20 protein-coding genes are annotated in these 23,360 nt (G+C 61.1%); 2 read left to right on the forward strand and 18 right to left on the reverse strand.

Going from position 1 to position 23,360, the window contains the following annotated elements; genetic code table 11:
- Nucleotides 1–35: 35 nt before the first annotated feature.
- Entirely contained in the window at nt 36–1,433 is a 1,398-nt protein-coding gene (locus ABJ363_17200) for an adenylate/guanylate cyclase domain-containing protein (protein ID MEP4380727.1), read from the reverse strand.
- Between the two features lie 75 nt (nt 1,434–1,508).
- The gene (locus tag ABJ363_17205; GenBank protein ID MEP4380728.1) at nt 1,509–1,898 is read right to left on the reverse strand and encodes a hypothetical protein; all 390 of its coding nucleotides are present in this window, start codon (nt 1,896–1,898) and stop codon (nt 1,509–1,511) included.
- Nucleotides 1,899–2,093: 195 nt separating this feature from the next.
- Between ABJ363_17205 and ABJ363_17210 the strand changes: the two genes are divergently transcribed.
- Nucleotides 2,094–3,392 (forward strand): NCS2 family permease, encoded by a 1,299-nt coding sequence (locus ABJ363_17210; protein MEP4380729.1) that lies wholly within the window; start codon nt 2,094–2,096, stop codon nt 3,390–3,392.
- A gap of 63 nt (nt 3,393–3,455) precedes the next feature.
- On the opposite strand, the gene ABJ363_17215 is transcribed toward ABJ363_17210, so the two are convergent.
- Nucleotides 3,456–3,998, reverse strand: coding sequence for a DNA-3-methyladenine glycosylase I (locus tag ABJ363_17215; protein ID MEP4380730.1), 543 nt, complete (start codon nt 3,996–3,998; stop codon nt 3,456–3,458).
- Between the two features lie 106 nt (nt 3,999–4,104).
- Between ABJ363_17215 and chrA the strand changes: the two genes are divergently transcribed.
- Complete coding sequence (gene chrA / locus ABJ363_17220; protein MEP4380731.1) at nt 4,105–5,304, forward strand: chromate efflux transporter; 1,200 nt, start codon at nt 4,105–4,107, stop codon at nt 5,302–5,304.
- An 85-nt stretch (nt 5,305–5,389) separates the two neighbouring features.
- On the opposite strand, the gene ABJ363_17225 is transcribed toward chrA, so the two are convergent.
- The 15 genes from ABJ363_17225 to nuoI form a co-directional block, all read right to left on the reverse strand.
- Nucleotides 5,390–6,856: a class I SAM-dependent DNA methyltransferase gene (locus ABJ363_17225; protein ID MEP4380732.1), complete on the reverse strand. Its 1,467-nt coding sequence runs from the start codon at nt 6,854–6,856 to the stop codon at nt 5,390–5,392.
- On the reverse strand, nt 6,853–8,562 hold the full coding sequence (locus ABJ363_17230) for a DUF262 domain-containing HNH endonuclease family protein (protein ID MEP4380733.1): 1,710 nt from the start codon (nt 8,560–8,562) through the stop codon (nt 6,853–6,855). The genes ABJ363_17225 and ABJ363_17230 overlap by 4 nt, the downstream gene beginning before the upstream one ends.
- 21 nt (nt 8,563–8,583) lie before the next feature.
- Nucleotides 8,584–10,089, reverse strand: a complete 1,506-nt coding sequence (locus tag ABJ363_17235; protein ID MEP4380734.1) for a restriction endonuclease subunit S — start codon at nt 10,087–10,089, stop codon at nt 8,584–8,586.
- Nucleotides 10,086–12,827, reverse strand: coding sequence for a type I restriction-modification enzyme R subunit C-terminal domain-containing protein (locus tag ABJ363_17240; protein MEP4380735.1), 2,742 nt, complete (start codon nt 12,825–12,827; stop codon nt 10,086–10,088). The genes ABJ363_17235 and ABJ363_17240 overlap by 4 nt, the downstream gene beginning before the upstream one ends.
- A gap of 232 nt (nt 12,828–13,059) precedes the next feature.
- Nucleotides 13,060–13,314, reverse strand: a complete 255-nt coding sequence (locus tag ABJ363_17245) for a DUF1467 family protein (GenBank protein ID MEP4380736.1) — start codon at nt 13,312–13,314, stop codon at nt 13,060–13,062.
- A gap of 6 nt (nt 13,315–13,320) precedes the next feature.
- Nucleotides 13,321–13,725, reverse strand: coding sequence for a methylmalonyl-CoA epimerase (gene mce / locus ABJ363_17250; protein ID MEP4380737.1), 405 nt, complete (start codon nt 13,723–13,725; stop codon nt 13,321–13,323).
- Nucleotides 13,726–13,758: 33 nt separating this feature from the next.
- A complete protein-coding gene (locus ABJ363_17255) occupies nt 13,759–15,423 on the reverse strand; it encodes a ribonuclease J (protein ID MEP4380738.1) in 1,665 nt (554 codons plus the stop codon).
- 23 nt (nt 15,424–15,446) lie between these two features.
- Nucleotides 15,447–16,220, reverse strand: a complete 774-nt coding sequence (locus ABJ363_17260) for a type III pantothenate kinase (GenBank protein MEP4380739.1) — start codon at nt 16,218–16,220, stop codon at nt 15,447–15,449.
- On the reverse strand, nt 16,220–16,993 hold the full coding sequence (locus ABJ363_17265; protein MEP4380740.1) for a biotin--[acetyl-CoA-carboxylase] ligase: 774 nt from the start codon (nt 16,991–16,993) through the stop codon (nt 16,220–16,222). Before ABJ363_17265 ends, ABJ363_17260 begins: the two co-directional genes overlap by 1 nt.
- Nucleotides 16,990–18,435: an NADH-quinone oxidoreductase subunit NuoN gene (gene nuoN / locus ABJ363_17270; GenBank protein ID MEP4380741.1), complete on the reverse strand. Its 1,446-nt coding sequence runs from the start codon at nt 18,433–18,435 to the stop codon at nt 16,990–16,992. Before nuoN ends, ABJ363_17265 begins: the two co-directional genes overlap by 4 nt.
- A gap of 17 nt (nt 18,436–18,452) precedes the next feature.
- Nucleotides 18,453–19,967, reverse strand: coding sequence for an NADH-quinone oxidoreductase subunit M (locus tag ABJ363_17275; protein ID MEP4380742.1), 1,515 nt, complete (start codon nt 19,965–19,967; stop codon nt 18,453–18,455).
- An 11-nt stretch (nt 19,968–19,978) separates the two neighbouring features.
- On the reverse strand, nt 19,979–21,922 hold the full coding sequence (gene nuoL / locus ABJ363_17280; GenBank protein ID MEP4380743.1) for an NADH-quinone oxidoreductase subunit L: 1,944 nt from the start codon (nt 21,920–21,922) through the stop codon (nt 19,979–19,981).
- 7 nt (nt 21,923–21,929) lie between these two features.
- Complete coding sequence (nuoK, locus tag ABJ363_17285) at nt 21,930–22,241, reverse strand: NADH-quinone oxidoreductase subunit NuoK (protein MEP4380744.1); 312 nt, start codon at nt 22,239–22,241, stop codon at nt 21,930–21,932.
- Nucleotides 22,241–22,855 (reverse strand): NADH-quinone oxidoreductase subunit J, encoded by a 615-nt coding sequence (locus tag ABJ363_17290; GenBank protein MEP4380745.1) that lies wholly within the window; start codon nt 22,853–22,855, stop codon nt 22,241–22,243. The genes nuoK and ABJ363_17290 overlap by 1 nt, the downstream gene beginning before the upstream one ends.
- A gap of 15 nt (nt 22,856–22,870) precedes the next feature.
- A complete protein-coding gene (gene nuoI / locus ABJ363_17295) occupies nt 22,871–23,359 on the reverse strand; it encodes an NADH-quinone oxidoreductase subunit NuoI (protein MEP4380746.1) in 489 nt (162 codons plus the stop codon).
- Between the last annotated feature and the right edge of the window lies 1 nt (nt 23,360).

Consider the following 23,360-nt stretch of genomic DNA (forward strand, 5'->3'; position numbering starts at 1 on the left):
GGAGAGTATGAAAAACCGCGCCCGCCTGTCCATGTTCATTCGTCTGATTCGCCGCCCTCAACAAGCACCCATGCGTCCACCGTGCCTTCACGCCCACGCAGGCTGAGCCCGTCATGGGGCGATATGCCGGCCCGCAACGCGGCGAGATCATCCGGATTGCTGTCCTGAACGGCCGCCATCAGCGCGTCACTGACGATCAACCTGCAGCCCACGGTTCGGGTGCTTTCCTCCAGGCGCGAGGCCACATTCACGGTGTCGCCGACAACGGCGAATTCAAGCCGGCGCTCGCTGCCGACATCCCCCATGACGATCGGTCCGAAATGCGCCCCGACGGAAAGCCGTACAGCCGGAAATCCCGCCGCCGCGCGCCGGGTGTTCCACGCGTCCACCGCCGCCAGCATTGCGCGCGCGCAACGCAATGTGTTGGCCCCGTCTTGCGGGCTTGTACGTGGCGTACCGAACGTCGCCATCACCCCGTCGCCGAGAAACTTGTCCAGGGTGCCGCCATGTTCGAAGACCGTGCGTTCCATGCGGTGATGAAAGGCCCGCAACATCTCGATCAGTTCCTCCGGCGTGACCATCTCGGCCAGCCGGCTGAACCCGACGAGATCGGCAAACAGAACGCCGACCTCCTGCGACTGCACGGTCTCCAGCGCGCCGTCATAGCCGGCCAGCTCATCGACGATATTTGGCGGGAAGTATCGCGCCAGGTTCGAGCGCTCCCGCGCCGCCATCACCTGCCGCCGGATCAGGCGCCGGTTGCGGGCCACCGCGGTCGCCAGTACCGACGTCGCCAGGATCATGACCAGTATTTCGGTGGTGCGCACATCCAGAGAGACGAAGTACGGATCGAGGAAGCGATCCAGCCGGAGTTGCGGGGTCTCGAAAGACGGGATCGCAAAAATGGTCTCGGGAAAGCTGGCGATCCAGAAGATTCCACCGACCCAGGCGATGGCGCAGGCGAGACCCGCGAACAGCATCGCCCGCGCGGAATAACTCCCGAGCAGGAACAACGAGATCAGAAGATAGTAATAATTGAAACTGCCGAAGCGGAACGCCGCCTGCGGGGGCCACAAACCGGCATCCGGCAGGATCGGGTTCGGCGTCAGCAGCGCGAAGGTGATGATCACCACATCGAACAGGAAAAACCCGAAAGCGTGGGCGTCACCGCGAAACCCCCTTCGCGACAGCATATAGTGCGCGTATCCGCTGACGGCGAACAAGGCGATGACCGGGATATAGAACCACCCGCCATCGCCAAGCAGTACGAGCAGCCATACGGATATTGCCAGGCTGGCGATCCCGCGCAGATGGGCGGCAAGCTTGAGACCCTCCCGTTCCTGTGCCTGGAAGGCCGCGCCGAGGCGCGCGTCGAGACGCGCGTCAAGCTGCGCCGTCGCTTCAGGGTCGAGGTCGAAACTCGGATCAGTCATCACGCCACTCCGGGTTCATACGCCCGGGGGTTTACGACATGCCTGAGGGGAAGGAAACAGGCCGACGCCGGTCGGCTAGTTGGCGGTGCCGGTCCGCTGACACCGCTGGGCCAGCTCTTGCTGGGCATGACCGCCGATCGGCTGTCCATTGAAGCTCACGCGGCCGTCCCGGGTGATCTGGACCTCGCCCACTGTCGGGCGCGCCAAAAACGGCGTGTCGATCCCAAGTTCCGTCGCCAGATCGATGGTCACCGGGATCGAAATCACGTCCGGGACGCGAATTTGCGGCTGGGCGTTCAAATCCGCGGGCGCGACGGCGTTGCCGTTGACGTCGACCCCGGGCCGGTAATTGACATCGGCCGCCGCCACATGGGTGACCAGCCGGCTGCAGTCGGATTCGGTGATCCGGACCGTCGTCTGGGCCTGAACAGGCCCGGAAAAGGCGGAAAACAAGGCTAAACCCATGACTATCGGCATATTTCGCATGGTGCACATGTAGCGAACCACAGTTAATAAACCGGTAACAAGCGGGCGTGGAATCGGGCTAACGTTTTTCCAGCAAGAGGGGAATCGCCAGATTTTGGGTTCGGCCGTGCACAGATTTTGTGCACTTTCCGCTCTCGCGTGGATGTTCATGGGGAACCACGGGAGACTATTGAAATGTTCGAAAACCTATTCAAGCTGTCGGAGCACGGAACGACAGTCCGCATCGAGGTGATGGCGGGCCTGACGACGTTCCTGACGATGGCCTACATCATCATCGTCAACCCGGACATCATGTCCGCGGCGGGCATGGACAAGGGCGCGCTGTTCGTCGCCACTTGCGTCGCGGCAGCCGTCGGCTGTCTCATCATGGGTCTGTGGGCCAATTACCCGATCGCGCTGGCGCCGGGCCTCGGCCTCAACGCCTTCTTCGCCTTCGGTGTTGTCGGCGGCATGGGCGTGCCGTGGCAGACAGCGCTCGGCGTGATCTTCCTGTCCGGCGTGTTCTTCCTGATCATCACGATCCTGCCGATCAGGGCCGCGATCATCAACTCGATCCCAAAATCGCTGAAAATGTCGATCTCGGCGGGCATTGGCCTGTTCATCGGTGTTATCGCGATGGAAATTTCGGGCATCACGGTCGATCATCCGGTCACGCTCGTCACCCTGGGCGAGGTCGCATCGCCGCAGGTGATCCTTGTCGCCATCGGGTTCATTGGCATCATCGTCCTGGACCGGCTCGCGGTTCCGGGGGCCATCGTGCTCGGGATTATCGGGACGACCATCCTGGCCCATATCTTCGGCCTGGGCGGTGGCACGTCGATGGACTTCTCCATCCCGTCGCTCGCACCGACCTTCCTGCAGCTGGATATCGCCGGCGCTTTCCAGGTCAGCATGATCTCGGTGATCATTGCCTTCCTGTTCGTCGACATGTTCGACACGGCGGGAACGTTGATTGGCGTGTCACATCGCGCGGGTTTGCTCGATGAGGACGGAAAGCTTCCCCGCATGGGCAAAGCCCTGTCCGCCGACAGTATCGCCACCATCACCGGCTCGCTGGTCGGCAGTTCGACCGTGACCTCGTATATCGAGAGCGCGTCGGGTGTTCGTGAAGGCGGACGGACAGGTCTGACCGCGGTTACGGTCGGTGTCCTGTTCATCCTGGCGCTGCTTCTGGCCCCGATCATCGGCCTGGTGCCGCGCTTCGCGACGGCCCCCGCACTGCTCTTCGTGGCCGTGCTGATGGTTCGTGGCCTGACGGAGATCGATTGGGAAGACGTCACGGAATATGCCCCGGCAGTACTCGCCGCGGTGGTGATGCCCTTCACCTTCTCGATTGCCCACGGCATCGCGTTCGGCTTCATCGTCTATGCGGCCGGCAAGATCCTGACGGGCCGGGTGAGCGAAGCCAGCCCGATTCTCTACATCATGGCTGTGCTGTTCGTGCTGCTCTATGGATTTGGTCTTATCGGCTGACACCAGTTAAAATCGTCACGAAGCGGGCCGGGATTTTCCCGGCCCGTTTTTGTTAGTGTCATGTTATGCGTCATCCCGCATCCAGGCTGGCGACGCCTTCTCGATCCGGGAAAAAATCGGGCAAGAATCGCGGTGCGCGCCGGGCAGATACCCCGTGCTCATCAGGAACTCGCCCGTGATCTCGCCGCCGGTGAACTTGAAGGTCCGCTTGAACAGTTTCACCCACGCGTCCCTGGTCAGCGGATGATGGGCCGCCAGCCAGCCGGCGAACCCGCCATGGCTCTCGCGCATGGCCAGAATGCATTGCGCATTGTGGATCGCGGCATCGACCTTCAGGCGATTTCGGATGATGGCGGCGTCGGCCAAAAGCCGCGCGCGGTCCTTCGCGCCATAATTGGCGACCGTCTCGACATCGAACCCGTCGAACGCCGCGACAAAGCCATCGCGTTTCCGCAAGATCGTCAGCCAGCTCAGCCCGGCCTGATTGATCTCCAGAATCAGGCGCTCGAACAGGGCGGATTCATCGTCCGTGGGAAACCCGTATTCGGTATCATGATAGGGTCCGTGCCATTCGTGACCCGGCGCGATATCGCAGTATCCTGACACGTCAAACTTCCCTTCCCGTTTCGCCCTTCACTTTTCGTCCTTCACTTTTCGCCCGACAGAGAGAATACCGATTTCCACGCCACCGCAACCTGAAGCGCAACCTGAAGTGCAACCTGTTGTGCAGCCGGGCCTCGCGGGCATCTTCTGGGCCTTCCTGGTGCTCGGCGCGACGGCGTTTGGCGGCCCCGTTGCCCATTTCGGCTATTTCCGGACCGAGTTCGTCGACCGCCGCCGCTGGATCGACGAACGGGGCTTCGCCGACCTGGTCTCGCTCTGCCAGTTCCTGCCCGGCCCCGCATCGAGCCAGACCGGCATCGCCATCGGCATGATCCAGCGCGGCTGGTTGGGCGGCATCGCGGCATGGCTGGGTTTCACCACGCCCGCCGCGATCATCATGATCGGCCTGGGATTCGGCCTGTCCTTCGCCGAAACCGCCGCGGGCCAGGGCATCGTGCATGGGCTCAAGCTCGCCGCGGTGGCCGTGGTCGCCAACGCGCTATGGGGCATGGCCAAAAACGCATGCGGTGACGCCGTTCGCGCCAGCTTCGCGGCGATCGCCTGCGTGATCATCCTGTTTGCCGGTGCCGCCTGGTTCCAGCTCCTCGTGATCGCGGCGGCGGCCATCGCCGGCAGCCTGATCCTGCGCGACGCCCCGCTGGATACGTCCGGCGCGACACCCGCCTCGGGCAACCGGGCGATTGGCCTGCTGATGCTGGCCGTCTTCCTGCTGCTTCTGCTCGGGCTGCCGGTGCTGGCCGAGACGGTGACATCGGGCAATCTCGATGCGTTCTCCGGCTTCTACCGGGTCGGGGCGCTGGTGTTCGGCGGCGGGCATGTGGTGCTGCCGCTGCTCGAGGCCGAGGTCGTGCCCACGGGCTGGACCTCCACGGACGCGTTCCTGGCGGGCTATGGCGCGGCCCAGGCGATTCCCGGGCCGATGTTCGCGCTGACAGGATATCTCGGCAATGTCATCGATCCGGGGAACGGCTATCTCGGCGGCTGGACCGGCGGGGCGCTGGCGATCGTGGCCGTGTTCCTGCCGTCATTCCTGCTGCTGGGCGCGACCCTGCCCTATTGGGATGCGCTGCGCTCGCGCGCGCGCGTCAGATCCGCGCTCAGCGGCGTGAATGCCGCCGTGGTCGGGCTTCTGCTCGCCGTGCTGTTCACGCCGGTCTGGACGTCGAGTGTGCGGGATTCATCGGATTTCGCCACCGTGGTCGTCGCTATTGTGCTGCTCGCCATCTGGCGGTTGCCGCCGTGGCTGGTGGTGATGTTGGCGGCGGTGGCGGGTTTCTTCGGGGTCTAGAGCGCTTAGCGGTCGGCGAGCTCGATGTATTCGAGGAGACCGGAATGGGCGTAGTCTACTCGCGTGAAGGAAGTTTTCGGTTCGCTCATTCAGCCGCCTCGTTTACGTCCGCCCCCAACTCGGCGGCAACGCCGCGGAATTCCTCTAGCGCTGCCTCCAGATTGTCGATGATCTCGACGGCGATCACGTCGGGCGGCGGAAGGTCATCCGTGTTTTCGATGCTGTCATCGCGCAGCCAGAAGATATCGAGGTTCAGCTTGTCGCGTGCGACGAGCTCGTCGTAGGTGAACTTCCGGAACCGCTCGCTCTCCTCGCGCTTCTGGCGTTCACCGGGCCTGTAACATGTGACGAACTGGTCGAGATGCACCCGCTGCAGCGGGTTGGCTTTCAGGGTGAAGTGCTGGTTCGTCCGGAAATCATAGAACCAGACTTCCTTCGTCCACGGCGTGTCGCTGGCGGGCTTCTTGTCGAAGAACAGTACGTTCGCCTTGACCCCCTGTTTGTAGAAGATCCCGGTCGGCAGGCGCAGCACGGTGTGCAGGTCGAACTGGTCGAGTAGCCGGCGACGGATACGCTCACCTGTACCACCCTCGAACAGCACGTTGTCGGGCAACACGACAGCGGCGGTACCCGGCACGTCGAGGATCGTCATGATGTGCTGAAGGAAATTCAGCTGCTTGTTCGAGGTGGAGACGCGGAAGTCCGTCCGCTCATAGGTCTCGCTCTCACGATGGACCCCGCCATCGTCGCCGATATAGGTGACGCTCGACCTCTTCCCGAAGGGCGGGTTGGCTAACACCATGCCGAAGCGCGCCCCCGGATCGCCTGCTAGAGCGTCGCCATGCACGATCGGGCATTCCGCGTCGCCCACGCCGTGCAGGTAGAGGTTCATGGCACAAAGGGATACGACGCTCTCGACGATCTCCGAACCCGAGATCATGTCGGTCTGGAGCTTGCGCAGCAATGCGCGGTCCTGCGTCTGGTTCTTCATGTGTTCGAACGCCGACAACAGGAAACCGCCCGTCCCGCAGGCAGGGTCATGCACGGTCGTCGTCGGTGTTGGTTGCATCACCTCGACGATCGCGTCGATCAGCGGGCGCGGAGTGAAGTACTGGCCCGCGCCGCTCTTGGTTTCTTCGGCGTTGCGCTGAAGCAGACCCTCGTAGATCGCGCCCTTCACGTCGATCTTGAGGCCGAGCCACGTTTCTTCGTCGATCATCGCGACGAGGCGGCTCAGTTTCGCGGGATCCTGGATCTTGTTCTGGGCCTTGCGAAAGATGGTGCCGATCATCCCGGTCGATCGTCCGAGATTCTCCAGCGCATGCCGGTACTGGAGCTCGAGCTCGTCGCCACGCTTGTCGCGCAACTGTGCCCATTTCCATTCATCGGGAATCGACGAGCCCTCGCCCAGCAGGTGCTCGCGCTCGTCGTCCATCTTCAGGAACAGCAGGTAGGTAATCTGCTCAAGGTAGTCGCCATACGCAATGCCCTCGTCTCGAAGGACATGCGCGTAGTTCCAGACCTTCGAGACGAGAGAGCTGTGATCGTTCATCCAAGCTCCTCCTCTATGTCGTCAGGCAGGCCACCCAATCGCCACATTGAGCCAAGTTTTTCCAAGAGCATTTTCTGACGCGCCGCGAGCACCTGCGGCTTCCAAGATGCCATGCTCAGAACTTGGCTGGTGATCGCGAATGGGCTGGTTCCTTTGCGGGTGAAATACTCGGTCTTCTTCCGATCGAATTCGAAGTTTTGGGCCTGAGAATTTTTGGCACTCGAAAGCAACGCGAGGTTTGCGATTCGGTGAGTCCATTCAGACCTCTCATTTTCGTCCGGAAACCAGTTTAACCACTCACTCGGCTCTTCCGGATTTTGTGGCAGCACATGCTCGACCGTGATGATTCGATGATCATACGTCGCAGATCCGTCAGATACCTCTTCATCCAAACGAAGGAGTACCGGCAAACGAATGCGTTTGATGTCGTAGATCGGCCCGTTCAATTGATGGAAAACATCGTCCCTTTCGTTTTTAGTCATTTGTAAGGGTGAGTCTTCCACGTTCAGGTCTTCAACTTTCTCGATGCTCGCAATCAGTAGACTGTAGCGTGCGATACGCTCGTTGATGTTAGCTCGCGTAATAAACAGGGCATAAGCCAAACGATCGAGGTCCTTCAAAAACCACGATATCGATTCTGGGTCCTGTTTATGACGCGCCATAAACAGTATTGCCGGTGCTTCCCAGTCCGAATTATCGAGCATCGACAGATGCCGCAGCGCACGATTTATGCCTTCGGCATGCGATGCGCTTGCAAAGTCCTGGTTTACAACCGCGAGATAGGCGTCCGCGAGTGGTTGAAGCGTCTCGTCGACGAATTGAACTGGGTTTTCGGCTGGCTTTATATGCCTCTTGAACTCTGCTTCGAGCGTCTCGGCCATCTTCGCTTTGCGGAAAATCATCCTGATGTGGCCGAACAGGTCGCGAAACGCATCGCGCCCGAGCGCGTCTTCGAGGTCTTCCCAAATGTCAGTGTAGCGTTCTCTTTGATCTTCCGGCATGGCGCCGATCACATCGGCCTTCAGGATATCCGTCGGTGACAGATCGAGTCCGCGGTCGTTCATCACCGAGAATACTCGGTAAGCCGATTGCGCGTCCGATGCTTCGACGATAACGAGAAAGCATCGGCGGATCATGAACGTCATGACGTGCATGCGCTGATCTTCTGGCAGTTCGGTGATGCGTCGCTTTAAGTACTGCGCATTCTCGACAATCCGTGTGCGCGCATCTGAACCCTCGGCATCCGCTTCGTCCAATTGCTGCGTGGCATTCGGTTCCTGAATCGTTCGCTTGAAGAAGTCCGCCTCTCGCTCACGGAGCCTCAGGCGGTACAGGTCGGTCGTACCTGCAAATGGATCCCCTTGTTCGCACAGGTAGGAATGCGCGCGGTCTTTCGGCTTTCCGTCAAGGAGATCACGAAAAACGGCAAGCATGATCGTTAATGTTGTGAGTCTTTGCTGGCCATCGACGACATCAGCCTGTGGCTCTTCAGGGTCCTTGATGAGGACGATGCTGCCCAAAAAGTAAGGAGAGCGTTCGCCCGGATCCTCCTCACCTGCGGCAACGAGTAGGTCGTCAAGGAGTTCGCCAACTTCCTCAGTCGTCCATGCATAAGGGCGCTGGTACGGCGGAATCGAAAATCGGTACTTATCGCAAAAAACGTCGAGTAGCGATTTCTCAGACGCCTTGATTGTGTCGCGAGCCATTATTCCTCCAAATTTTTCTGGCTAAGAAGCCACCGTGTATTTTATTTTCTGTTCTGAAATACTTTTGAGCAGCGCGCTCGCCGGTTCGTCGTTAGGGTCTTGAGGAACAAGGTTTCCAGAGAATGCGGCCTGCAATACCGATTGCCGAAGCCGATCCGAGTACCTCGAGCTCTCGACCAGTTGCTTCTCAAGTACATCGAGCTCACTCAGAAGCGCGTCGACACGCAGAATAATCTCCTGCTGCTCAGCCATCGGGGGCAATGGAACCGGTGTTTGCTTGAGTTGATCGAAGCTCAAATGCGGCCGACCTGCCCCGTATATGTGGCGGGCGTATTGGCGTTGGCCTCCCTCGGAAGCGACGAAATAAGTCTCGAGAAACCGTGCCAAGGCGGGCTCGACCGGACGCAACAGAGCCACGCTTTGGCAGACGTAGTGCTCTTCGACTTCGTCGACCACACGACAGACATCCCCAGTGTTTGCCCCAACAATCGTCACAAGAATGTCGTCAATCTTTATTTCTGTGCGTGACCTCTCCGGATCGTCCAAAGGGGGATCGACTAATTGACGGAACGACATGTCGAACCGACCCGGTCGGACATTCTGCGCCATCACAAAAACGCCTGTTCCGCGATCGTAGTAAGGTTTCCATGCACGAGATCCACTCGTGATGTGGCGCATCACACTCTCGGTGCTCGCCACGGCCCACGTCGCTGGAATCATAAGCGGCAAAGTTAGATCCGCCGCTACCGGCTCTTTGTACTTCTCCTTCCACTTGTCGTTCTTGGGCTCCTTGCCCTTGGCCTTCATCTTCTCGAGTTCGGCGGCTTCCCATGCCGCGCGGCGTGCCTCGAGGATACGTGCGAGGAGTTCCTCGCCGCTCTCGCCCTCGTCGCCGTTCGCCTCGCGCCAGTCGCGGGTGAGTTCGCCCGTCACTGCCGCCTTCAACACCGACTGTCGGTATCGCTTCACGAGGGTCTGAACGCGTTTGAGGTTTTCCTCGCCCTTCTCTATCTGGCTGAACAGTTCGTCTAGACGATCCGCAAATCTTGATTGTTCGGCTACGGGTGGCAGGTAGGCCGGATGCGCCAGAAAAGGTCCCCGATTTATATGGCGCATAGTTGAGCCGTGCATATGTTCTGATTTTTTCAGCTCTTCGATTGATTTTTTCAGCAGGTAGAAAACGAACCTCTTGTCCAATTCTGTGTGAGGGACAACTTTGAAAATATGCTGGTTCAGGAGTGCTTCTCCTCGAGTCCAGACGAACGCATCCAAGGTTGCCGACCAGCTTACTAGAAGGTCTCCGTTCGTGATTCTGTACCTTTCCTCGACTTCCCTCTTCGAACGATTAAACTCTTTGTCCTCGTCCGTGAGGTTCTGGATGCGAATGATTGGGAGGCCGCTCTCTTCCCAGTCGGACGGTTTAAAGGCGAAACCGTTAATGTATTCCGCAACATCGCCAAGAGTGACGCGGGCCCATCCGGACGGAATATTTGACAATTGCTCCGTGGCTTCGCTGCTGTTCGTCATGCCACCAACGCCCCGTTGAGATCCGCAAGCATCGCGTCGAGCTCATCCCCGAACACCTGCCGCGCCCGGATCAAACCGCCACGGTCGGTGAAGGCCGGGACATGCTTGAAATCCTCGGCATCCGCCGCCGCATTCGCCGCGATGTGGTCGCGGATCAGGCGCAGCCATTGCAACTGCTCGACGCTGAACTCGCGGCCCGCATTCTTCTGACGCCCGATCCACAGCTCGAACAGCTGGTTGGCCCGGTTGCGGAACGGTTCGAGCTGCTCGGCCTGTCCGGTCGCAAAGCGGATCAGCGAGATGATGTCGGTCAGCATCCGATCGGATGGTGCACCTGCCACTTTTGACGCATCAAGTCGCCGGTAGGCCTGCCAGACTTCGGCCGTGGTGAGGTGCCACGGGGCCTCGGTCAGTTTCTCGCTCAGGTCCGTGATCGCCGCGTAGGTCAGCTGCTGCATCCTGTAGGGCTGGCTGTAGAGGATCTGCAGCGCGAGCAGCTCATCCTTGTTCGCCTCGATGAAGTCTCGGAACTTCGTGGTCGTCTCCTCGGCGCGCTTGAGGTCGTAATCGGCCAAGATCACCTCGTCGGTCGTGATCTCGTCGATGACAATCTCGGTCTTCTTCTTGATCTCCTTGAGCAGGTTGCGAAAATTCGCATCATCGAAGGGCGCACACGCGATATCCTTCAGCTCCTGCTCCACTTCTGCATATTGCGCATCCGTGGGCGTTGCACCAAACCGCGCGCCAGCTTCCTTTTCAATCGTGTCCGGATCTATCGCATCAAGAAGGCTGCCGGCCAGATCTGCCGGTGACTTGCCGTCCGCCGCGGCCCTGATCTTCGCCCGATCCTCGTCGTCGATCGCCTGATCCAGCGCGGCGAGCCGTCCCGCCAGGCTCGATAAGGCATCATCGTCGCGTAGTCCCTGCGCCACCTGGTCGAGCAGCTTGTCGAATCTTACGCCTTTCTTGCGCTCGAGCGGTTGGGACGCTGTCTTGTTCGTCTCCGTGACCCCGACCGCGTCGATCAGCACGAAACGCGTCTTGGATCCGGCGTCTGGCGTGACCGACAGGAGGTCCGCGTCGGGCATGGTGCGGCAGCCGCGCCCCTTCATCTGCTCGAAGTAGAGCTCGGATTTCACGTCGCGCAGGAACATCACCACCTCGACCGGCTTGATGTCGGTGCCGGTCGCGATCATGTCGACGGTGACGGCGATGCGCGGGAAGGGATCGTTGCGAAAGGCCTGGATCAGGTCGCGGGGCTTGTCGCCCGTCGTCCGGTAGGTGATCTTCTTGCAGAAATCGTTACCCTCGCCGAACACCTCGCGGGCGATGTGCACGATCTCCTCGGCGTGATTGTCGTCCTTGGCGAAGATGAGGGTCTTGGGCACCCAGTTCCGACCAGGAAACAGCTTGGTTGGAAGGCTGTCGCTATAGGCCTGCAGCACGGCGCGGATCTGGTTGGGCACGGTGACCGAACGGTCGAGCTGCTCTGCGGTGTAGGGCAAGTCATCGTCGATCTGTTGGTAGCGGACTTTCCGCGTGCGCTTGTCGCGGACGGGCACCGCGTAGTCGGCATCGACCGTACCGCCCGCCTCGCCGACCTTCGTGCGGATCCGGTAGATCTCGTAACCGACATTGACGCCATCGACCACCGAGCGCTCGTAGGGATACTCCGACACGAGGTTCTGGGCGAAGAAGCCCAGCGTGTGCTTCGAGGGGGTTGCCGTGAGGCCGATCACGAAAGCATCGAAATATTCGAGCACCTGCCGCCACTGGCCATAGATCGAGCGGTGGCACTCGTCGGTGATGATGATGTCGAACATCTCGATCGGGATGTCGGGGTTGTAATCGACCGGCGCGACCTCCCCGCTGTCTCCGGCCTCGAAGGCGGAACCTTCCTCGTCCTCCTCGTCGAGCTCCTCGCCGCGCAGCATGGCGTAGAGACGCTGGATGGTCGTGATGACAACACTCGCGTCCTTGTCGAGGTGCGGGCTTTTCAGTTGCTGGGTGACGTAGAGATCGGAGAAGTGGCGGCCGTCGTCGGGCGGCTGATAGCCCTGATACTCGCGGAGCGTCTGTTCGCCGAGGTTGTTGCGGTCGACGAGAAACAGGATGCGTTTGGCCTTGGCGAACTTGAGCAGGCGGTAGGAGAAGGTGCAGGCCGTGAAGGTCTTGCCCGATCCGGTCGCCATCTGGATGAGTGCGCGAGGATCGGCCTTGGCGAGCGATTCCTCCAGACCGTCTATGGCCTCGATCTGGCAGTCGCGCAGCCCGCGCTTGTCGAGAGAAGGCATGGCTGCGAGGCGGGACCGCAGGGTTCCGTCATCCAACAGTGATGCGCGGAGCGTCTCGGGCCTGTGGAAGGCGAAGACCCGGCGCGAGCGCGGGGTTGGGTCGCGCATGTCACGGAAGAAGGTCTCGTCGCCTGTGCTTTCGTAGTCGAGCAGCAGTGTGTCCGACCAGCTGGCGAGATGGTCGGGCAGCTTCGACATATACTTGTCGGACTGTTCCGAAACACCTGAGAGCGTGTGCCCTGTGGGCTTCGCCTCGACGACACCCGCCGCCTTGCCGTCGATGAACAGCAGGTAGTCGCAGGGGCCACTCGGAAGAGAGAATTCACGTACCGCGACCCCGACGCCCGCGTTGCGATTGAATTCGTCCATGTTCTGCAACACCCAGCCCGCTGCTTTGAGCAGCCGGTCGATCTCTTCCCGTGCTTTCGCTTCGGGTGTTGTCACGGTTGGGCCTCTTGGCGAGTGATTGTTGGTGCCGATTCGCAAAGGTTGAACGAGAGTTACCCTATCAAACCGGAAGGCGATGCCCAATCCGTCCTTATTCCTGTTCACACAGGAACAAATGAACGTACAGCCAATGGACGCTTGTAGAGACCCAGCTGTAAGCGCAAGAGCGATTGAAGGCGTTGCCGACCGATTTTGGGTTGGCCGCCGCAGCCGTCTGCTTCTTCGGCGTCTAGAGCTTGTAGCGCTCGGCGAGCTCGCGCAACGAGAGACCGCTCATCTCGACAACACCGTAGACGGCAACGAACAGAAGGATGGCGATACCCGTCGTGATCAGCAGCTTGCGCACCAGCATGGGCCGCGCCGGCGCACCGTGATCATGGCCCTCTTCCGGGTTCTCCGTCCGCCGCACGCCCCAGGGCAGCACGATGAACAGGCTCAGCCACCAGATAATGATGAAAACGACAATTGCTGTGACGGGGTTCATATCGGGTCAGACCTGTTCGAGTTCCACGAGGGTGCCGCAAAAATCCTTGGGATGCAGGAACAGCACCGGCTTGTCGTGGGCACCCGGTTTGGGCTCGCCGTCGCCCAGCACGCGCGCGCCTTCGGCCACCAGACGATCGCGGGCGGCGTGGATATCATCGACCTCGTAGCAGACATGATGCATGCCGCCGGACGGATTTTTCTCCAGGAAAGGTGCCACGGGTGACTCTTCGCCCAGGGGATGCAGCAGTTCGATCTTGGTATTCGGCAGTTCGACGAAAACGGTCGTCACGCCATGCAGGGGCAATTCCACCGGTTCGGACACGGTGGCGCCCAGCGTATCGCGGTAAATCGCGGTCGCGGCCGCCAAATCCGGCACGACAATCGCCACATGGTTCAAACGCCCGATCACCGACCTCTCCTTCCCGTTGTTCAATCCGCCCGATCAATCGTCCAGGCGGACCAAGTGTACCTCGGTCGAGGGGTTCTTGCCCCGCCGCGCACGGAAACTTTTTCGCACGGCCCGGCGAAGATGCTCGCTCAACGCCTCGTCGTCGCGGCGCGCATTCCCCTTGGCCGCCGACAGCGCATCCAGGACATCATCGATGACATCGTCCATCAGGTCGAAATCTTCATCCGTGTCGCCCAGCAGACCCTGTGCGGACAATTGCGGATCCGTCACCACGCGCCCCTTATGGTCGATGACGATCGTCAGGGTCGCCGATCCGTTCCAGAGCATATGGTTACGCTCGCGCAGGTTGGAATCATCGAGGCGGATCAGGTCCCGGCCATCGACCGCGAGGCGGCCGGCCTGGACCTGACCGGCGATCTCGGGCCCGTCGGGATGCAGGCGCAGGACATCGCCATTCTCGATAACCGGCACATGGGGCACCTGACATTCCCGCGCCAATTCGGCATGGGCACGCAGGTGATGCGCCTCGCCATGCACCGGCACGGCGATCGTCGGGCGGATCCACTGATACATCTGCCGCAGTTCGTCGCGCGCGGGATGCCCGGAGACATGCACGAAATGATCCTTTTCGGTGATGACCTGAACCCCCATCGCCGTCAGCTGGTTCTGCAGGCGCCCAATGGGCACCTCGTTGCCGGGAATGATCCGCGACGAGAAGATGATCGTGTCCCCGTCGTCGAGCGTGATATTCGGGTGATCGTCACGCGCGATCCGCGAAAGCGCCGCGCGGGGCTCTCCCTGGCTGCCGGTGCAGATCAGCGCCACCTTGTCGCGGGGCAGCAGCATCGCCTCGTCTTCGCGCACGAAAGGCGGCAGGTCGCGCAGATAACCCGTGGCGCGTGCCGCGTCGGTCATCCGCCAAAGCGAACGCCCGACCAGCCCCACGGCGCGGCCATGGGCATGGGCCACTTCCGCGACGGTCTGCACCCGCGCAACATTGCTCGCAAAACAGGCGAATGCGACACGCTGCCTGAAGCCACCCACAAGCTCTTGCAGGCTGTCGCGCACCTCGGCCTCGGAGCCGGCCTTGCCCTCGACCGTGGCATTCGTCGAATCCCCGATCATGGCCAGCACGCCGGCATCGCCCACGGCGCGCAAGGCCGCCTCGTCCGTCGTGTCGCCGACCAGCGGATCGGGGTCGAGTTTCCAGTCTCCGGTGTGGAAGATCGTCCCGGCCCCGGTTTTGATGATGACCCCGTTCGGCTCGGGAATGGAATGGGTCAGCGTGACCAGGGTCAGGTCGAAGGGGCCGATCGACACGTCGCCCCCCAGGGGAATTTCGTGGAGCGGCACTTTTTCGGCGATGCCCGCTTCCTCGAGCTTGCGGCGCAGGACCGCCATCGTGAACGGCGTCGCATAGACCGGGCATTTCAGCCGCGGCCAGAGATGTGCGACCGCACCGACATGGTCTTCATGGGCATGGGTGACGAGCATCCCCGCCAGCTTGTCGCGGCGGTCCTCGATGAAGGTGGGATCGGCCGTCATCACGTCGACGCCGGGGTATGAAGGATCGCCGAAGGTCACGCCGCAATCGACGATCATCCAGGCGCCATCATGGCCGTAGAGGTTGAAGTTCATGCCGATCTCGCCCGTGCCGCCAAGGGGCACGAAGAGGACTTCGTCGGAAGCGGGTATCATAAATATCCTTCGGGGAAGCGCCGTCAGGCGATTCCGTTGCGGCGGGCGATTTCGCGCAGCCCGGTCAGGGTCAAGTCAGGCTCGGTTGCGTCGATCACATCGGTCACGTCGGCAAACAGGGGTGCCAGTCCGCCCGTGGCCAACACGGTCACCGGCTTTCCATATTCTTTCGCAATGCGGGGGATCATGCCTTCGATCATCGACACGTAACCCCAGAAGATCCCGGATTGCATGGCGGGCACCGTCGCGCCGCCGATGACATTCTCCGGCTTCTCGATATTGATGCGCGGCAACAGCGCGCCGGCCATATACAGGGCCTCCACGGACAGGTTGATACCCGGGGCGATTACGCCACCGCGGAAATTCCCCGCATCATCGACCAGATCGAATGTCGTGCCGGTGCCGAAATCGATCACGATCAGATCACCCGGATGCTTTAAATGCGCGCCCACGGCCGCGACGAGACGGTCGGCGCCCACCTGCTCCGGGCGGTCGATCAGGGCCTCGATGCCCAGCTCGACATTCGGGTCGCGCACCACAAGCGGCGTCACCCCGAAATGGGACTCCAGCAAATCATCGAGGTTGCGGCGCGTTCCCGGTACCACCGTGGTCACGATCGCATTATCGATGTCATCGACTTTCAAACCTCTCAGCGACATGAGCTGGGTCAGCCAGACGGCATACTCATCAGACGTGCGCTGCGCGTTCGTGGCAATCCGCCATTGTCCGCGCTGCACATCGCCCTCAAAGACCGCAAAGACGGTGTTGGTATTGCCGCAATCGACCGCAAGCAGCATCAGTTGGCTCCTGCCCCATCATCTCGGGAGACCGTGCTTACCGGGAAAACATCCCCCACCGCAATATGTTCGGTGCCATCGACCGTCTCGAGCATCAGGTTACCTTGCGTATCAATTCCCGCAAATTCGCCCGCCCTGACCCCGTCCGGCAGTTTGACCGTGAGTTCCGTGCCCCTCGCCAGCGCCAGCGCCGACCAGATCGCGCGCACCGGCTCAAATCCGTCGCGCGCCCATATGGCGAGCAAATCGACAAGATGCGTCAGAAATCCTTCAAGCAAGGCCTCGACTGCGACGCCGTGACCGGCCGCACGCAAACAGGTCGCGCCCGGGATATCGGGCCGGCTGTCCACATTGACGCCAATCCCGGCCACCACCCAGTCAAGGCCGCCGTCAGGACGCGCGGCGCTCTCCAGCAGGATACCGGAGATTTTCTCACCATCGAGCAACAGATCATTGGGCCATTTCAACGCGACATCGGCGCCGGCGGTTTCCCGGATCGCGCGGGCCATGGCGGCACCGACGGCAAAGCCGATCTGCGGCGCGTCCGCGATGGCGCAGTCAGGGCGCAGCACTATCGACAGGTAGAGGTTGCCACGCGGCGAGTTCCAGCTTCTGCCGTGACGGCCGCGGCCCGCGGTTTGTTCCCGGGCCCAGACGATTGTCAGGCCCGGTGCTCCCTCGGCGGCCAGTTGCTTGGCGTCCTCGCTGGTGCTGCCGACGCTGTCTCGCACAATCAGTTGGCAACCCGGCGGCACATCCGGGTGAGCCGTCATGCGCCGAACAGGACTGCCGCTGCCGCCCCGGCCCCGCTCAGGACCGGCGCCATGCCGATGAAGAAGAACACGGTGACAATGCCGGTCACGGTGACGATCACCGTAATCTCGCGGCCAATTGCGCGATCGAATGCCTCGGCCGGCTCGTCGAAATACATCAGCTTGACGATCCGCAGATAATAATAGGCACCCACGACGCTCGTCAGCAGGCCGACGACGGTCAGCACATAAAGCCCTGCCTCGATCGCGGCCAGGAAGACATAGAACTTGGCAAAGAAACCCGCGAGCGGCGGAATTCCCGCCATCGAAAACATGAACACACCCAGGGCTGCAGCCAGATAGGGATTGGTCTTGCTCAGCCCGGCGAGCTGGTCGATATCCTCGACCATCCGCCCCTGGCGGCGCATCGCGAGGATGCAGGCAAAGGTGCCCATATTCATGAACAGGTAGATGGTCAGGTAAAGCAGGATGCCCTGAACCCCCTGCTCGTTGCCGGCCGCAAGGCCGACCAGCACGAAACCCATATGCCCGATCGAGCTGTAGGCCATCAGCCGTTTGATGTTTGTCTGCACGATTGCGGCGAAGGAACCGAGGATCATCGAAGCGAGCGAGATGAACCAGATCACCTGTTGCCAGTCCGCGACCAGGTCACCGAACGGCTCGAGCATGACCCGCACGAACAGGGCCATCGCCGCGATCTTGGGGGCGACGGCGAAGAACGCCGTGATCGGTGTCGGCGCGCCTTCGTAGACATCCGGTGTCCACATATGGAACGGCACGGCGGAGACCTTGAAGGCGAGCCCGGCGGCGATGAAGACCAGGCCGACGATCACGCCGACCGGCGCGTCACTGTCGGCGGCAAAGATCGCGGCCAGCCCGTCGAAGCCCGTGGTGCCGGCAAATCCGTAGATCAGGGACATGCCGTAGAGCAGGATTCCCGAGCTCAGTGCACCCAGCACGAAATATTTGAGACCGGCTTCCGACGAGCGCAGATTGTCGCGCCGGATGGCGGCCAGCACATAAAGCGCAAGGCTCTGCAATTCGAGGCCGACATAGAGCGACAGCAGGTCGTTGGCCGACACCATCATCATCATGCCGAGTACGGCAAAGACCATGAGGATCGGGTACTCGAACTGCTTGATGTCCTCGCGGATATTGTAGGGCTGCGCCAGAATCAGCGCGAGCGCGGCACCGGCGATCAACAAAACTTTGGTGAAGACGGCGAACGCGTCGACCATGAACTGGCCGTTGAAGGCGGTGGTTTTTCCGGCCGGCCCGGCCAGAACGAGAAGCGCGGCGACGACCAGCACGAGAACACCGGCCCAGGTCACGAACCGGGTCGAACCCTCGCCGCGGAAGGCGCCATACATCAGCATCACCATGGCGGCGATGGCGACGAACAACTCGGGCCAAACGGCGGATATCTCGACGGCAATGTTCATATTCTGCGCCCTTCCGCCTACCGGCCTGCAAGGTTGAGCGGATCAACCGTGGACAGGGCCGACTGATAATTCGCAAGCAGGTTGGAGACACTCGCGTCGAGCACGCTCAGGAAGGGATCGGGCCAGATGCCCATCCACAGCACCAGCGCGACCAGCGGCGCGAAAATGGCGATCTCGCGCGGCTCCAGGTCCATGATTTTCTTGAGATATTCCTTCTCGAGTTTTCCGAAAATCACCCGGCGGTAGAGATACAGCATGTAGGCCGCCCCGAGGATCACGCCGGTCGCGGCGAAGAACGCCACCCAGGTGTTGTCCTGGAATACGCCCAGAAGGATCAGGAACTCGCCGACGAAACCGCTGGTGCCGGGCAAGCCGATGGAACCCAGCATAAACACCATGAACACGAAGGCGAAGATCGGCATTCGTTCGATCAGCCCGCCGTAATGGGCGATCTCGCGGCTGTGTTCGCGGTCATAGACCACGCCGACACACAGGAACAACGCGGCCGAAATGACGCCATGGCTCAGCATCTGGAAGATTGCACCGTCGATCCCCTGCTGGGTCCCGGTGAAGATGCCGATGGTCACGAAACCCATATGCGCCACCGACGAGTAGGCGATCAGCTTCTTCATGTCTTCCTGCGCCAGCGCCACCAGCGAGGTGTAGATGATCGCGATCACCGACAGGGTGTAGATGAGCGGGACAAACTGCTCCGAGGCCAGCGGCAGGATCGGCAGCGAAAAGCGCAGGAAACCATAGCCGCCCATTTTCAGCAGCACGCCGGCGAGGATGACCGAACCCGCCGTTGGGGCCTCCACATGGGCGTCGGGCAACCAGGTGTGCACCGGCCACATGGGCATCTTGACCGCAAACGATGCAAAAAAGGCGAGCCACAACCATGTCTGCAGACCGGCCGGGACGTCAAAGGCCATCAGGGTCGGGATGTCGGTGGTCCCGGCTTCGAAGTACAGCGCCAGAAGCGCGGCCAGCAGCAGCACCGAACCGGCCAGTGTGTAGAGGAAGAACTTGAAGGCCGAATACACCCGGCGCGGCCCGCCCCAGACACCGATGATGATGAACATCGGGATCAGGACCGCCTCGAAGAAAATGTAGAAAATCAGGAAATCGAGCGCGACGAAGGTGCCGATCATGAACGTCTCGAGCACGAGGAACGCGATCATGTATTCCTTCACCCGCACGGTCACGGCGCGCCAGGAGGCAAGCACGCAAATCGGCGTCAGGAAGGTCGACAGGATCACGAAGAACAGCGATATCCCGTCGATCCCCATGTGATAGGAAATATCGAAGGTCGGCAGCCATTCGATCTTCTCGACGAACTGGAAATCCGCGGTGGTCTGATCGAAATTGAGCCACAGCAGCAGGCTTATCACGAACGTCGCGAGGGATGTCCACAACGCACCCCAGCGTGCATTACGCGCGACCTGCTCCTCGGTGCCGCGCGCGGCCAGGATGAACAGCACCCCGACGAGCGGCAGGAATGTGACAAGCGACAAGATTGGGAAGGAATCCATAAGCCGCCCTCCTACCCGAAGAACCCGAAGAGGAACCAGGTGGCGAGAAGCACCAGGCCAATCAACATCGCGAACGCGTAGTGATACACGAAGCCTGACTGCATCCGACTGGCACGTCCGGCAATATCGCGTGCCGCCGCGGCGATGCCATCGGGGCCAACACCATCGATCACGGAACCGTCGCCTGACTTCCACAGACCGCGTCCCAGCACGAAGGACGGACGGACAAACACGCGATCATAGAGCTCATCGAAATACCACTTGTTGAACACGAAGCGGTAAACCGGCCCCATCGCCCCGGCGACGCGCGCCGGCCAGCCCGGCTTGGCCATGTACATGACCCAGGCCCCGAAGATACCCACGACACCGACGGCGATCGGCAGGATCTTCACCCATTTGGGAACATGGTGGGCTTCCTCGATGATGTTGTGGGTCATCAGGATCGAAGACCGCCAGAAATCATCCATCCCGTGGCCGACGAAATATTCGACGGCGAGAGCGCCGGAGAACAACGCGCCGGCCGCAAGCACAAACAGCGGCGCAATCATCACGAGCGGAGATTCATGCGCATGATCAAAGGTGTGATCGTCCGCGCGCGTCCGGCCATGGAAGGTCAGAAACAACAGGCGCCAAGAATAAAACGCGGTCATCAGGGCCGCCGCGATGCCCGCCCAGAACGCATAAAGCCCCATCCCGGTGTGCGCCGCGAAGGCGGATTCGAGGATGATGTCCTTCGAGTAGAAGCCGGCAAAGCCGATGCCGAGCAATGGAATCCCCACCCCGGCCAGCGCCAGGCTGCCGATCCACATCAGGACCGCGGTCTTTCGCATCTTCGGGTATAGCCCGCCCATCTTGCGCATGTCCTGTTCGTCATCCATGCCATGGATCACGCTGCCGGCGCCCAGGAAGAGCAGCGCCTTGAAGAAGGCGTGGGTCATCAGATGGAAGATCGCGGCCGGATAGGCGCCCACCCCGATGGCGAAGAACATGTAACCCAGCTGGGAACAGGTCGAATAGGCGATGACCCGCTTGATGTCCCACTGGGTCAGGCCAATGGTCGCGGCGAAGAAGGCCGTCGTGCCGCCGATGAAGGCGACGAAGGTCAGCGCGATCGGCGCAAATTCGAACATCGGCGACAGGCGCGCGACCATGAAGACACCTGCCGTCACCATCGTCGCGGCATGGATCAGGGCCGACACCGGCGTCGGGCCTTCCATCGCGTCGGGCAGCCAGGTGTGCAGGCCGATCTGCGCGGACTTGCCCATCGCGCCGATGAACAGCAGGAGGCAAAGCGTCGTGACAATATCCACTTCCATCGACAGGAAGTTGAAGGTTCGGCCCGCGACATCCGGAACGGCGGCAAACACCGTGTCGAAATCGAGGGTACCGAATACGAAGAACACGCCGAAGATGCCGAGCATGAAGCCGAAATCACCGACCCGGTTGACCACGAAGGCCTTGATCGCCGCCGCATTCGCCGACGGCCGCCCGAACCAGAAGCCGATCAGCAGATAGGACATCAGTCCGACACCCTCCCAGCCGAAGAACATCTGGACGAAATTATCCGCCGTCACCAGCGCCAGCATGAAGAAGGTGAACAGGCTCAGATAGGCCATGAACCGTGGCTTGTGCGGGTCGTGGGCCATGTAGCCGACGGAATAGACATGCACCATCGACGACACGACATTGACCACGAACATCATCACCGCCGTCAGCGTGTCGACCCGCAGGGCCCAGCTGACTTCGAGCGTCCCGGAATCGATCCAGGTGAACAACTCTACGGTGCGTTCGTTGCCCTGAATGCCGACATACCAGAGCAGGTAGCTCGACAGGACGGCCGCAATCAGCATCGGAATGACGGTGACGAGCTGTGCGGCACGGTCGCCCATGCGGACACCGAAAATACCGGCGATAAGTCCGCCCGCGAGCGGCAAGAAGACGGCGAGTTCGATCATCTCCCGATCAACCCTTCATCATGTTGATGTCTTCGACCGCAATCGATCCGCGGTTGCGGAAATAGACGACAAGAATGGCCAGCCCGATCGCGGCTTCCGCCGCGGCGACCGTGAGAATGAACATCGCGAACACCTGGCCCACCAGGTCTCCGAGATGGGCGGAAAAGGCGACGAAGTTGATGTTGACCGCGAGCAGCATCAGCTCGATCGACATCATGATGATGATCACGTTCTTCCGGTTCAGGAAGATGCCGAAAATCCCCAGGGTAAACAGGATCGCTCCGACCGTCAGATAGTGGGAAAGTCCGATTTCGAGCATCAGGCGCCACTCCCCGTGGTGATGTCTCGCACCTCGACCACGTCCTCGCGCCGGCGCGAGACCTGATCGGCGATCTTCTGTCGCCGCACACCGGGGCGGTGGCGAAGTGTCAGGACGATCGCGCCGATCATCGCGATCAGCAGAATCAGGCCCGACGCCTGGAACAGGTAGATATAGTCCGTATAGATGATCTGACCGAGCGCGTGGGTGTTGGTCACCTGGTCCGGCGGCATGATCGGCACCGTCAGGGTCTGCCCGGCATCGGGCGCGACGATCCAGGTCCCGAAGATCAGGATCAATTCGGCGGCGAGGATCAACCCGATCAGCGCGCCGATCGGCAAATACTGCAGAAACCCTTCGCGCAACTCCGCGAAGTTGATGTCGAGCATCATGACGACAAACAGGAAGAGCACGGCGACCGCGCCGACATAGACAACGACCAGGATCATCGCCAGGAACTCGGCCCCGATCAGGACGAACAGCCCCGCCGAGTTGAAGAAGGCGAGGATCAGGAACAGAACCGAATGCACGGGGTTGCGCGCGGATATGACCATCACGCCGGATGCCACGGCGAGCGCGGCGAAGAGATAAAATGCGAGTGCCTGAATGACCAAAGTTTCGACCCCCGCCTACCGGTACGGCGCGTCGGCGGCAAGCGCCGTCGCGAGTTCGGATTCCCACCGGTCACCGTTCACCAGGAGCTTTTCCTTGTCGTACATCAGCTCCTCGCGGGTCTCGGTAGCGAACTCGAAGTTCGGGCCTTCGACGATGGCATCCACCGGGCAGGCTTCCTGACAGAAGCCGCAATAGATGCATTTCGTCATGTCGATGTCGTAGCGGGTGGTACGCCGCGACCCATCGGTCCGCGGCTCCGCTTCGATCGTGATCGCCTGGGCCGGACAGATCGCCTCGCACAGTTTGCACGCGATGCATCGTTCCTCGCCGTTCGGGTAGCGGCGCAGCGCGTGTTCACCACGGAAACGCGGGCTGATCGGCCCCTTCTCGTAGGGATAGTTGATGGTGACCTTGGGTTTGAAGAAATACTTCAGGGTCAGCCACATGCCGGAGACGATCTCCAACAGGAGCAGCGAACGGGCGGTACGGTCGAGCATTGCCATA

The organism is Alphaproteobacteria bacterium (assembly GCA_039980135.1).
Lineage (GTDB): Bacteria > Pseudomonadota > Alphaproteobacteria > UBA6615 > UBA6615 > UBA8079.

Excerpts from the sequence above, each read along its gene's own strand:
- ABJ363_17200 (MEP4380727.1), bottom strand. The coding sequence starts at position 1,433 with ATGACTGATCCGAGTTTCGACCTCGACCCTGAAGCGACGGCGCAGCTT.
- ABJ363_17235 (MEP4380734.1), bottom strand. The coding sequence starts at position 10,089 with ATGACGAACAGCAGCGAAGCCACGGAGCAATTGTCAAATATTCCGTCC.
- nuoK (MEP4380744.1), bottom strand. The coding sequence starts at position 22,241 with ATGCTCGAAATCGGACTTTCCCACTATCTGACGGTCGGAGCGATCCTG.
- ABJ363_17225 (MEP4380732.1), bottom strand. The coding sequence starts at position 6,856 with ATGAACGATCACAGCTCTCTCGTCTCGAAGGTCTGGAACTACGCGCAT.
- nuoL (MEP4380743.1), bottom strand. The coding sequence starts at position 21,922 with ATGATCGAACTCGCCGTCTTCTTGCCGCTCGCGGGCGGACTTATCGCC.
- ABJ363_17265 (MEP4380740.1), bottom strand. The coding sequence starts at position 16,993 with ATGACGGCTCACCCGGATGTGCCGCCGGGTTGCCAACTGATTGTGCGA.
- ABJ363_17230 (MEP4380733.1), bottom strand. The coding sequence starts at position 8,562 with ATGGCTCGCGACACAATCAAGGCGTCTGAGAAATCGCTACTCGACGTT.
- ABJ363_17245 (MEP4380736.1), bottom strand. The coding sequence starts at position 13,314 with ATGAACCCCGTCACAGCAATTGTCGTTTTCATCATTATCTGGTGGCTG.
- ABJ363_17210 (MEP4380729.1), top strand. The coding sequence starts at position 2,094 with ATGTTCGAAAACCTATTCAAGCTGTCGGAGCACGGAACGACAGTCCGC.
- ABJ363_17205 (MEP4380728.1), bottom strand. The coding sequence starts at position 1,898 with ATGGGTTTAGCCTTGTTTTCCGCCTTTTCCGGGCCTGTTCAGGCCCAG.
- ABJ363_17255 (MEP4380738.1), bottom strand. The coding sequence starts at position 15,423 with ATGATACCCGCTTCCGACGAAGTCCTCTTCGTGCCCCTTGGCGGCACG.
- nuoN (MEP4380741.1), bottom strand. The coding sequence starts at position 18,435 with ATGAACATTGCCGTCGAGATATCCGCCGTTTGGCCCGAGTTGTTCGTC.
- ABJ363_17260 (MEP4380739.1), bottom strand. The coding sequence starts at position 16,220 with ATGCTGCTTGCGGTCGATTGCGGCAATACCAACACCGTCTTTGCGGTC.
- nuoI (MEP4380746.1), bottom strand. The coding sequence starts at position 23,359 with ATGGCAATGCTCGACCGTACCGCCCGTTCGCTGCTCCTGTTGGAGATC.
- ABJ363_17275 (MEP4380742.1), bottom strand. The coding sequence starts at position 19,967 with ATGGATTCCTTCCCAATCTTGTCGCTTGTCACATTCCTGCCGCTCGTC.